A 12,056-nucleotide genomic window follows, 5' to 3' on the forward strand; every position below is an offset into this window, starting at 1 on the left:
ATTTTCTAGCGTTTGGTTAAATGATAAACGATTGACTCATATGGGCGCAACGTAAATCCCTTGATATGTGCCGGCACATCCTCATAATTGGATAACAGGACTTGCCCCTCCATCTCATCTACAGCCTGCACAAGCTCATCAGGAAGCGTGAAGTCCGCCTCCCCTGGATAAAAGTGATTGATCACGAGGAGCTTCTCATCCTTGCTTTCTCTAACATAAGCAAACACCTTTGGATCTTCTGCTAAAAGTAAGGAGAAGCTGCCATATGTGATCACATCAAGTTCTTTACGCAGTCTGCAAAGGGCTTGGTAATGATAGAAAATGGACGTCCGGTCTTTTAACGCAGCTTCGACCGAAATGTCGTTATGGGCTGGCTCAATCCAAGGTGTTCCTGTTGAGAAACCTGCATTCTTCTCTGAGGTCCACTGCATTGGTGTTCTCGCATTATCTCTTGACTTGACCTGTAAAATGGCGAGTGCTTCTTCCTTTGATTTTCCCTTTTCAAGCATGACTTCGTACATATTAAGTGATTCGATATCACGGTAAGACGAAATGTCCTCAAAGCGAGGATTCTTCATGCCAATTTCCTCACCTTGATAAATATAAGGAGTCCCCTGCATCAGATGAATCGTGGTCGCCAGCATCTTCGCTGATTGCTGATGATACGTGTCATCATCACCATACCTTGAAACGATCCGCGGCTGATCATGATTGCACCAGAACAGCGCATTCCAGCCGCCGCCCTCATGCATTTTCGTCTGCCATTCAGACAGAATCGACTTCAATTCTTGAAAATCAAATGGTGCGATCGCCCACTTTTCGCCGTTTGGATAATCCACCTTTAAATGATGGAAGTTAAACGTCATATCCAGCTCCTGCCGATCAGGTCTTGTATACCGAATACAGTCTGCGATATTCGTTGAAGACATTTCTCCAACTGTCATGCTATCGTATTTCGAAAAAACCTCCTGGTTCATTTCATGCAGAAATTCATGAATTCTCGGCCCGTCCGTATAGTACATGCGGCCGTCGCCTTGCACAGATTGTCCGGCGTCATCTAAGAAGCGCTGATCCTTTGAGATGTTGTTGATGACATCCAGCCTGAACCCATCAATTCCTTTTTCAAACCAAAAGTGCATGATGTCATATACTTTCCTGCGCACCTCATCCTTCTCCCAATTGAGATCTGCCTGAGTGACATCATATAAATGGAGATAATAATCTCCTGTTACTTCATCTAGCTCCCAGGCTGGACCGCCAAATTTCGACTGCCAATCATTCGGCGGAGATCCGTCCGCTTTTGGCTCCTTCCAAATATAATAATCTCGGTAAGGGTTATCCTTTGACTCACGCGAGGCTTGAAACCACTCATGGAAAATGGATGTATGGTTAACGGCTAGATCCATGATGACCCGTATTCCTCTCTCATGCGCTTCCTTCAGCATGTGTTCAAAATCTGTCATTGTGCCGTACATGTCATGGATTTTTGTATAATTACTAATATCATAGCCGTTGTCATGCTGCGGGGACTCATACATTGGCGTGAGCCAAATACAATCCGCCCCAAGCTCTTTAATGTAATCAAGCTTTTTCGTCACGCCATTGATATCACCTGTACCAGAGCCCGTTGTATCTAAAAAGCTCTTCGGATAAATTTGATAGACCACCGCTTTTTTCCACCATGGTTCATTTGATTGCTGATTCAATTTCCTTCACCACCACTAGTTAAGTTCTTCTGAAAAATCCTTCTTCTTTTTTAGTTTTGCATATAAAAGAGTACCGATGAATGGGAGGATGAGTACAATCACCATTCCAATTGCAAATGCCCCCCAATATTTCGGGATAATGGAGAAAATTCCTGGAATGCCTCCAACACCAACTGAGCTTGCCAGCACCCCTTGAGAGGCGATAAACATACCGGCTAATCCTGAGCTGATCAGTGCAAAAATAAATGGGAATCGATAACGCAGGTTGACCCCAAACATGGCCGGTTCGGTAATTCCTAAATAAGCAGAAATACTTGATGTCAGCGAAAGTCCTTTTTGCTTTTCATCTTTTAAGACAAACATCATTGCCAGTGCAGCTGATCCCTGTGCGATATTGGACAGTGCAAGCATTGGCCATAGGAACGTGCCATGCAGCTTTGAGTTAATCAATTGAATATCAACAGCGAGGAACGTATGGTGCATTCCTGTAATGACTAATGCTGCATACAGACCGCCGTATAATAGACCGCCAAGTGCTGCGAATTGCTGGAATACGGCTACAAGTCCAGATGTTAAAACATTACCGATTGCAAAGGTAACAGGTCCAATGACGATAAATGATAAAAATCCAATGACTAATAACGTAATCGGTGCAACAACTAACAGCTGAATACTTTCAGGTGTCCGTTTTGTGATAAATAATTCGAGCTTTGCAAGTAAATAAGAGGCAACGAGTATCGGAAGAACCTGTCCTTGATAGCCTACTTTCTGCACTTCAAGTCCAAATAAGTTCCAAACAGGAATGTCACCGGTCTTTTCAGCCGCACCATAGCCCCATGCGTTTAACAAGTCCGGGTGTACGAGCATCAGACCAAGGACCATCCCTAAAAGCGGATTCCCCCCAAACCGCTTCACAGCTGACCAGCCAATTAATGCTGGCAGAAATGTAAAGGCAGTGCCTGCAATTAAGTTGATCATATTCGCTAAGTCAGCCCATGCCGGATACACATCCACAATCGATTTTTGATCGAAGAAAATATCAGGAGCTGTTAAAATATTATTAATCCCCATTAATAAACCGGCTGTGACGATGGCAGGAAGAATCGGTATAAAGATATCCGCAAGCGTTTTCACAGCACGCTGCAATGGATTTAATTTTTGATCAGAGGCACGCTTGACGTCCTCTTTTGTGGCTTCCCCAATCCCCGTCCTTTTGACCATTTCGGCATATACTCGATTGACGGCCCCTTGGCCGATAACAACTTGGTATTGACCGTTCGCTGAGAAAGATCCCTTCACTTCATCAATTTGTTCAAGTGCTTTCTCATCTACCTTGCCTTCATCTTTCAGCACAAAGCGCAGTCTTGTTACACAATGTGTCGCTTGATCAATATTTTCTTTGCCGCCGATGGCTTTCACAATCTGATCTGCTGCTGCCTGATAATCAGCCATGCTATCCCCTCCGAGATCGTTTTTTTATATAAGAAAAAAGAACCAAAAAACTTGTATATACATGTTTGATTCTTATTTTATATTTGTATATACATGTAGTCAACAACAAAATGCAGCGCTTACATAAAAAAAAGCTCCCTCAATGTGCTCAGGGAGAGGCAGCGTGTCATCATCTTTTTTTATGCTCCGTTAATTTCTCGTAGACCTTATTTTTATAAAAGGAGGAAGCTGGACGGGCAAAAGTTTGGCGCTTAGATGTAAGTTCATCCAGACGTTTTTGTTTTTCTTCACATATGAGAGACAGCTTTTTTCTCTCCTCTCCGTCTATACTGGAGTGAAGCAGCTCTTTGACAGTCATGATTCTTTTTTCAGCGCTGTTTCTTCCCCAGCAAATCCGGCATTTTTCATGATGCGGTAGCCCATTCTAAGTTCTTCTGGTACATGAGCAGCATCATCTTTTGGCAGAGGTTTCCCAAAGCCAGATAATCCTTCAAAAGCCCCGTTATCCATCGCTTTTTTGATCCGTTCTTCTGATAATCTCTGCGCAAAATCCATAGCTTTTCTCCTTTCGCCGCAAGTATTTGATTAAGCATAGCAAAAAAGCTGGCTCTCTCACAAGAGCCAGCTTCAGCATCTAGACACCCCTCGCATTCGGTGTGAGTCCTGCGCTCAGGTGCTCGTCCCTTCTTCGCTGAAAAGAGAAAAAGGGCTAAAATATTTTAGCCCTTTCTCGTTATTTATTGTCGACTTTGAAGGTAGAGACCATTTGTGCTAAGTCATCCGACATGTCAGAGAGCTGTTCAATCGCACTTGAAATTTGCTGCATACCAGCACTTTGCTGTTCTGTTGCTGCCGCCACTTCTTGAGAGCTGGCTGCATGTTCTTCCGATACAACAGAAATTTGCTCAATCGATGTAGAAATCGTTTGATATGCTTGCTCAACTTGCTTAATAGAAGCAAGCAAATTGTTCGTTCTTCTTGAAAATTGAGATACACCGTCGTAAATCAAAGCGAAATTTTGTGACGTGCCTTCCATTTGCTCACGTCCTTCTTCCACTGCTTTACTGCTTTCCTCTACACTTTCAAGAACGCGCTGACTGTTTTCCTGTGTGCCGATGACAAGGTCTGAAACGGTTTTAGCCGCATCCGCTGATTGTTCAGCTAACTTGCGCACCTCATCTGCCACAACAGCAAACCCTTTTCCTTCTTCTCCAACACGTGCCGCTTCAATTGAAGCATTCAGTGCAAGCAGATTTGTTTGGGCTGAAATGTCCGTAATAATTGAGATGACACTTTCAATCTCCGTTGAATGAGATTGTAATTCTTCTGCTGCCTGCTTTGAGTTGGTCATCTTGTCATGTAGCATATTCAGATGATCAAGCACATGGTTCACTAATTTTTGACCAGATTCTGACTGCTCTTGTACGTTAGATGAAACAGATTTCATTTCATCAACTTCTTTTGTGACGCCTTCGATTTGCGTATCGATCTCAGCAACGGATGTCGTACAATCCGTGATATTTGCGACAGAATCATTGATTCCTTCACTCATATTCGTCATGGCTTCTGATACTTGCTGCGCACTTTGACTTGATTCGGTCGTCACCGTACGAAGCTGTGAAGACATTTTCGACACTTCACTAGATGAGTTTGAGATTTTCGAAATGAGCTCTTTAATCCGTCCCTGCATCTTTTGGAAGGATGCGGCAAGCTGGCCGATCTCATCTTTACTTTCAACCTCTACCATACCAGTTAAATCACCGTCAGCAATTCGGTTCGCTGATTCCATCAATGTACGTGCTGGTTTCGCGATTCTTCTTCCCATAAAGTATGAGAAGAGTAATCCACCGATGAGCACAATGGCAGATGCCACTGTGATATAGATCGTCAGCTTCTGCGTTGTTTGAGGCACGACAGACGCATCTAAATCAATGCCTAAAATCCCTGTCAGCTCACCGCCTGAATCCTTGATTGGCAAAAAGACTGATTTATGTGTACCAAATGAATCTTTGTAAATATCACTTTTGACCATTTTATCTTCAGAAAGAGCTTGTTTCATCTCATCTGAGAATGCATAATCCTGGTCAAAATCATTGTCTTCTCCAGTTAATACGATAATTCTTTCTTTACCGCCTTTATTAGATAACACGTATAAGTTCTCAAGCGTATGATCTTTTTGAAGCTCTGTGAATTTCGTTTTGATCTCGGCATAAATGGGATCATCCTTCCCGCTAATGCTGAGCACGTTTCCATCGATGTTATCGATTTCTTTTTTGGCGGTATCAATATCTGTTGTTAATCGATAATCAAATTGCTTTAATAACTGGGATGATAAATCTTGGCTGACTAGATAAAAGGTTAGAACGAATAATGCAACGGTTGCGAGTAATGTTACGGTAACGACTGACATGATTTTAGAGGATATCGTGTATCCTCCAAATTTCCTTTGTTTCGCCATTTTTTCCTACATCTCCACTCTCAGATTTGATTTAAGCATGTACATTTTCAAATTGTCCACAAACAGATGCAATCACATCTTTTAAATAAGATACGATATGAGGGATATGCTCTGGTAACGTATAAGGTGAGATGACAAAAAACTTACTAACACTTAGATAGAATTCTTGGCCTTCTTTTGAGTTGACAAGTAAAAACTTCGTTGTATCGCCAAAGAACATCTCGTCTCTTTTCTCTCCAAGTTTTTCAAACAGCATTTTGTTCAATTCATTGTTTCGCTCAATTTCCATTGAAGTCGCTTCGCCAGAAATCTCTTCTTGAAAACGCGGTGAGCCGTCTAGGTAAATTCTAAATAATGTAGCCATTCCGACGTTGTCATCATTCACGACTTCTGCTTGCGGAATTTCCCTACTAAGTGCTTCTCTAAAGGCAAGGTTCACTTCTAAAAATTGACCGAGCAAACGCTGATAGCCTTCAATCCCAAATGTTAAGAGCACACTCAGCATACTGATCGAGCTTCCCATTCTTGAGCATTCAAGTGTATAACCCGTATGGTATTCCCCGTAGCCTCTATGGCCAACATATGGTGTCTCCTGTTCTTCCAAGTCCAAACGCTTTAAGTCAGCAGCGTTTTTCACTAAGAATAAACTGGATGTGTAAGGTGTTTGGCCAAGCTTTTGAAAATCAAAGCACATCGAGTCTGCAAGAGACAGATGCTGGAATTTCGCCTTGATTTCTTTTAGCATACGAAGAACACCATCTGAGAATTGCAGCGGGTTTTCAGCTACATCATACTCATTAAAGAAAGCAAAGAATCCGCCGAGCGCTGAATCTGCATGAATATGCGGCACCTTCAGATCATACTTTTCAGCAATTGCTTCTGCTGTTTCACGTACCCCTTTTACATCATCAATTGCAATGGCATCTGTTGTTCCGGTTGTTGCGACAATATAAACGGGAATCCCGCCACCCTGTGCAACACGTTCCATTTGACAACGCAAATCTTCCATATCCATTGAATGATCTTTATTCGTCTTAATTCTGATCAAGTTGTCTGTGCCAAGTCCTGTTGCTTCCATTGACTTAAATAAGCTGTAATGTGCAGCATCAGAACAAAACGCATAAAGATTTTGTGGAACTCCTTTTCGCAGTGACTCCGGCGCAGCTTTTGAAACAGCTAAACGAAGCCCTGAGAAAATAGCCCCTTGACCTCCCCATGTTGTATAACCCCCGCTCATATTTGGATCATATCCGATGAGCTTAGACATCATTGAGACCACTCTGACCTCAGCTTCCGCACCTGCTGGTCCATAAACATCCCAAAGGTTATTTCCATTTACCAGCATAGCTGTCAGCATGCCTAAAATTCCTGGTGTACTTGCCATTGGCAAAATGTTCGTGAAGAAATACTTGGTGTGGTATGGATGGTTATGTAAAAGCTTCAGTAATTCTTCATTCACAAGTTCCGCTTGCTGGCCGTTCATCGGAATTTGACTTGTTTCAGTGAGCTTTTTGTAAAAGTCCTCCCCACGATTCTTTTCACCTTTAAGGTGTGCACGGTTGGGATCTTTCAGGTCATCGACCCCTGAAATGATCTGCTCCATCAATTTGATGAATTCTTTACGCTCTCCTGCATTTCCGTCCTCACTCGGAAACCAGTTCTGAACGAGGTTCTCTGCTCGTACAGTCATATACTATCAATCCTTTCAATGGAAGATTTCCTGTCACTGTCTATATCGACCCCAATTCAGAAGTTTATAGTCTCGATATGTTCACTTAAGTATATTTAGATAATTTGTTCACTTATTAAAATAAATGAAACCCTTAAAAAACACATGAAAACCATTATGTTCACGAAACACAAAAATATATTGATATATCTTATAGGAGGAATTTTTATCCATCGTCTTATTCCATTCCATGGCTCATTTTTTTTGTTTAATCTGCATAAACATTAATAAACAATGGAAACACTCTCTAAATGACCATTGTAGAAATCAAATTAATTCTTTAGACTTGTGTCTTTTTGCCTGTTTTATTGATATAGCAACTGGAAAATTGCTGAATTTTCTGTCAATAATAGGTCGTTTTTCATAAAAAGTTTTTCGACGGGCGAATATTTTCATTTTCTCTCCTTTTATTGCTCGGACAGGCTTGCAAAGGCTCTTCACCGGTTATGACTTTTCTATTTGTGCATTTCGTGGTATATTCTAATGGTTCGTTTTCTTTCGTTCCGCCTCTTCCGTTTAACGGAGAAAAGGAGTGTTTATATGAAAACATTTATTCAAAAAAGAGGTCTCGGCTTCTTTCTGATTGCAGCCATCTTACTATGGCTCAAAACGTATTCAGCGTATTTAATCGAATTTAAACTTGGTATATCAAATGTGCTTCAGCATATTTTGCTTTTCGTGAATCCTATTAGCTCCAGCTTGTTCTTTCTTGGCTTTGCTTTATTGTTCAAGAAAAAATGGCAGCCTGCCGCTATCATTGTGATTCACTTTTTCATGTCTTTTTTACTATACGCAAACATCGTGTACTATCGATTCTTCAATGACTTTATCACGCTGCCTACAGTGATGCAGGCAGGAACGAATGGCGGACAATTAGGTGATAGTGCATTTTCACTCATGCGTTGGACTGATGTGTTTTACTTTATTGATACAATCATTTTGATTGTACTTGCAGTCCGCATGAAAAGGCAGCAGCAAACAAGTACAGCCACTGTACCTGTTCAAAAGTCAAAATCGTTTAGACTCGTCCTTGTGTCCTCTGTTGTGATCTTTGTTTTAAACTTAGTGGCTGCAGAGATCGATCGTCCAGAGCTTTTATCAAGATCGTTCGACCGCAATTATTTAGTTAAATATTTAGGTGCTTATAACTTTACTGTGTTTGATGCCATTCAAAATGTGAAATCAAACAGCCAGCGTGCTCTGGCAAATTCAAATGACGTGACAGATGTAGAGAACTATTTAAAAGCGAACAGCGCTGATCCTAACCCTGCTTATTACGGGAAAGCGAAAGGCATGAACGTCATTACAATTTCTCTTGAATCTCTGCAAAACTTTGTCATTGATTATAAGGTGAATGGAAAAGAAGTAACGCCATTCCTTAATTCATTGGCACACGACAACAAAACGTTTTACTTTGATAATTTCTTCCATCAAACAGGACAGGGAAAAACGTCTGATGCTGAATTTATGATGGATACTGGGTTATTCCCATTATCACAGGGCTCTGTTTTTATTAACAAAGCGCAAAACACATATCAAGCACTTCCTGGTATTTTGAAGAAGGATCAATATACGTCAGCAGAATTCCATGGCAATACGAAAACCTTCTGGAACCGTAATGAAATGTTTAAATCCTTTGGATATGACAGATTTTACGATTCTGAGTACTACGATATGAACGAGCAGGATACGAAGAACTATGGACTGAAAGACAAACCGTTCTTCAAAGAGTCAATGCCAATCCTTAAAAACATGAAGCAGCCGTTTTATTCGAAATTCATTACATTATCGAACCATTTCCCATTTGGAATGGATGAAGGTGATACTGATTTCGAACCTGGTGATTTCGGTGACTCTGTCGTAGATAACTACTTCCAATCGGCTCATTATTTAGATGAAGCGATTGAACAGTTCTTCAACGATTTGAAAAAGTCAGGTCTCTATGACAACACAGTCGTCATTATGTACGGAGATCATTACGGTATTTCTGAAAATCATAATGAAGCGATGGAAAAAGTGACAGGGCAAAAAATCGGAGATTATGAAAATGCGCAGCTCATGCGTGTGCCGCTCTTTATCCATGTTCCTGGCGTAAAAGGCGGACAGATTCATAAATACTCTGGTGAAGTCGATGTCGCACCAACCCTTCTGCACCTGCTTGGCGATGATACGAAGAACTATTTAATGTCTGGTTCTGATATCTTATCGAAGAACTTTAAAGAGCTTGTGCCATTTAGAAACGGTGACTTCGTGTCTAAAGACTACACGAAAGTAGGCAATAACTATTACAGCAACAAAACAGGCGAGAAAATCGAGCCAACTGACAAGGCATCACAAGAAAATGAAACGGTGAAAAAGATGCTGGAGACATCTGATAAGATTGTCACCGAAGATTTACTCCGTTTCTACAAGCCTAAAGGCTTTACACCGATTGACCGCAACGACTATGACTATACAAAGAAAGTACAGGATGAAAAGGATTCCTCTTCCGCCAAAGATGAATCCAGCTCTTCTTCAAAATAACGTTCTCATGCTAAGAACCAGCCGATCCTTGATCAGCTGGTTCTTTTCACGTTTGATCATGATGGCACCGGGTATAGGAGAAGAAGGAGGGATTTATCATGAAGAAAACAGCAGCTTTTGTCGTGACTGCCTCACTTGCTTCGTCTGCCCTATTCGGTTTCAGCCCTGCTGTCTCAGCACACGCCATGGCCGCAGAGCAATCCGTTCCTCAAGGTCCAAAAGCCGCGCTTAACAGTATTTATAAGCTGGCACATAAAGGACAAATGCCCTACTATGCGAAGGGCCTGAAAATAGGCGTTCAAACAAAAAAAGACGTTCATCATAAGCTCGGTTATCCATATCCAGAAACAGGTCAAAGCAGCTTTGATTTGTATCATGCGGAAATGGGAAATCCCGGATTTGCTTTTCACTATGATGCAAAAGGCAAAATTGATGAAATCCGTTATTTCGGTACAAATGTAGAAAAAGAAACAAATATCGGCGGTATGACCCCTTCGTTACTAAAGAAACAGCTAGGACCAGCGGATTCAGTGAGCACCATTCCGCAGACAAAAGAGAAAAAATATGTGTATCAAACCGGTGATTATGAACTCGAATTTATCGTAGGCCATGATCCAGATATGAGCCAGCATGAACTCACCGTGCTGCATATCAACTTGATAAAAGCCAATTCTTAAATAAAAAAGCATCCTGAGCGTTTACTCAGGATGCTTTTCTTTTATTATGATGCCACTTCTAACTGCGGCTTTCTTTTCATTGTTCTTTTGAGGACTGGACCTGCGACATAATCAAGTCCAAATTTGCCTGCATTCCCTTTCGCTGCCATGATAATGATGGCTATGAGCAGAAGCAGCGGGTTCACAGAGACGGTTCCAGCTAGTAAGAAAGAGACATTCATCACGCTTCCAAAAAAGGCTGCCGTTGTTGTGAATAATCCAACAATTAATCCTAGGCCTACTAAGATTTCTCCCCACATGACCATGGCACTGAATAGTCCGGCATTTGGCAAAGCGACATTTTCTAAAAACCATACATAGAACGGATACACAAGATGACCATCTTTGACGACAGGTTCAGATATCGCAAATTGCAAATAGCCTGATGCATCAAATCCACCTGTTAGTTTTCCAATACCAGATGTCAGCCAAGTCCATCCGATATAAAGTCTTGCTGCCAAAAGGATAACGGCTGCCCATACATTCGTTTGTAAGAATTTTGTAAACATGATGATGCCTCCTTTTAAATTATGTGAAATATTTCACATTTTCTTTATGATCTTATTATACTATGCTATATCTAATTTGTGATCTTTTTCACATATATATTCACAAATTGTTCATGAATATCTAGTTGAGGTAAACTTTTCCCTTGCTAAAACCGTCTAAGTCATTTCAGACAGTAAAAAGGGGTTTAATTTTGTATGAAAACACTATTTCATTTTGCTTATTTACAGGCCATCTCATGTCTATTCCCCGTCATGATCTTTGCGGCGCTTGCCCTATCAAAGACGGTGTCTATTCCTTTTCTTCACCGGTATGATTTCATTCTACTGCTTTGCATCGCAGCTCAGATCCTGATGCTGACGCTGCGGTTGGAGACTTGGGCGGAGCTAAAGGTCATTTGTCTATTTCATCTCATAGGAATCTGTTTAGAAGTGTATAAAGTACATATGGGCTCTTGGTCCTATCCAGAAGAAGCTTATACAAAAATATTTGGGGTTCCACTTTATAGCGGCTTTATGTATGCAAGTGTGGCTAGTTATATTTATCAGGCATTTTCACGACTTCATGTAAAAGTGGCCGACTGGCCTCATCCATTTCTTTCAATTGGCATCAGTTTGTGCATTTATCTCAATTTCTTTACGCATCACTGGCTCTATGATGTCAGGTGGTGGCTGACATGTCTGCTTGTTGTTGTGTTTCGGAAAACGTCGGTTTCGTTTCAGGTTGGTCCATCTTCCTTTCGAATGCCGCTTGTTGTTTCATTTCTCCTGATTGGCTTTTTTATTTGGATTGCCGAAAATGTCACCACCTTTTTAGGCGCATGGCAATATCCAAATCAGCAGCATGCTTGGTCCATTGTTCATCTAGGGAAAATTAGCTCATGGTTCTTACTCGTTGTGATCAGTATTGTGCTAGTGATCGAACAGCGTAAACAAAAAAACGTTCAGCCCATTTGACCTGGCTGA

General features: G+C 41.3%; 8 protein-coding genes and 1 pseudogene. 3 read left to right on the top strand and 6 right to left on the bottom strand.

Annotated elements, in window-relative coordinates:
* Positions 1 to 5 precede the first annotated feature (5 nt).
* The 5 genes and pseudogenes from treC to BAE31_RS00485 all read right to left on the bottom strand — a co-directional run bounded on the left by treC (position 6) and on the right by BAE31_RS00485 (position 7,306).
* Positions 6 to 1,706: an alpha,alpha-phosphotrehalase gene (gene treC, locus BAE31_RS00465; protein WP_076839113.1), complete on the bottom strand. Its 1,701-nt coding sequence runs from the start codon at positions 1,704 to 1,706 to the stop codon at positions 6 to 8.
* A gap of 15 nt (positions 1,707 to 1,721) precedes the next feature.
* A complete protein-coding gene (gene treP, locus BAE31_RS00470; RefSeq protein ID WP_024425856.1) occupies positions 1,722 to 3,158 on the bottom strand; it encodes a PTS system trehalose-specific EIIBC component in 1,437 nt (478 codons plus the stop codon).
* A 169-nt stretch (positions 3,159 to 3,327) separates the two neighbouring features.
* Positions 3,328 to 3,713 (bottom strand): annotated as a pseudogene (locus BAE31_RS00475) (DnaJ family domain-containing protein).
* A 178-nt stretch (positions 3,714 to 3,891) separates the two neighbouring features.
* Positions 3,892 to 5,616 (bottom strand): methyl-accepting chemotaxis protein, encoded by a 1,725-nt coding sequence (locus BAE31_RS00480; protein ID WP_076839114.1) that lies wholly within the window; start codon positions 5,614 to 5,616, stop codon positions 3,892 to 3,894.
* 31 nt (positions 5,617 to 5,647) lie between these two features.
* On the bottom strand, positions 5,648 to 7,306 hold the full coding sequence (locus tag BAE31_RS00485) for a pyridoxal phosphate-dependent decarboxylase family protein (protein ID WP_076839116.1): 1,659 nt from the start codon (positions 7,304 to 7,306) through the stop codon (positions 5,648 to 5,650).
* A gap of 579 nt (positions 7,307 to 7,885) precedes the next feature.
* Here BAE31_RS00485 and ltaS point away from each other — a divergent pair.
* Together ltaS and BAE31_RS00495 are read left to right on the top strand one after the other, a co-directional pair.
* A complete protein-coding gene (gene ltaS, locus BAE31_RS00490; protein ID WP_056767679.1) occupies positions 7,886 to 9,868 on the top strand; it encodes a lipoteichoic acid synthase in 1,983 nt (660 codons plus the stop codon).
* A gap of 98 nt (positions 9,869 to 9,966) precedes the next feature.
* A complete protein-coding gene (locus BAE31_RS00495) occupies positions 9,967 to 10,545 on the top strand; it encodes a YjgB family protein (RefSeq protein ID WP_056767677.1) in 579 nt (192 codons plus the stop codon).
* A gap of 44 nt (positions 10,546 to 10,589) precedes the next feature.
* On the opposite strand, the gene BAE31_RS00500 is transcribed toward BAE31_RS00495, so the two are convergent.
* A complete protein-coding gene (locus tag BAE31_RS00500) occupies positions 10,590 to 11,093 on the bottom strand; it encodes a DoxX family protein (RefSeq protein WP_034283676.1) in 504 nt (167 codons plus the stop codon).
* Between the two features lie 195 nt (positions 11,094 to 11,288).
* Between BAE31_RS00500 and BAE31_RS00505 the strand changes: the two genes are divergently transcribed.
* A complete protein-coding gene (locus tag BAE31_RS00505) occupies positions 11,289 to 12,047 on the top strand; it encodes a DUF817 domain-containing protein (protein ID WP_041106285.1) in 759 nt (252 codons plus the stop codon).
* Positions 12,048 to 12,056 lie beyond the last annotated feature (9 nt).

This window comes from Bacillus sp. I-2, assembly GCF_001974945.1.
Lineage (GTDB): Bacteria > Bacillota > Bacilli > Bacillales > Bacillaceae > Bacillus > Bacillus safensis.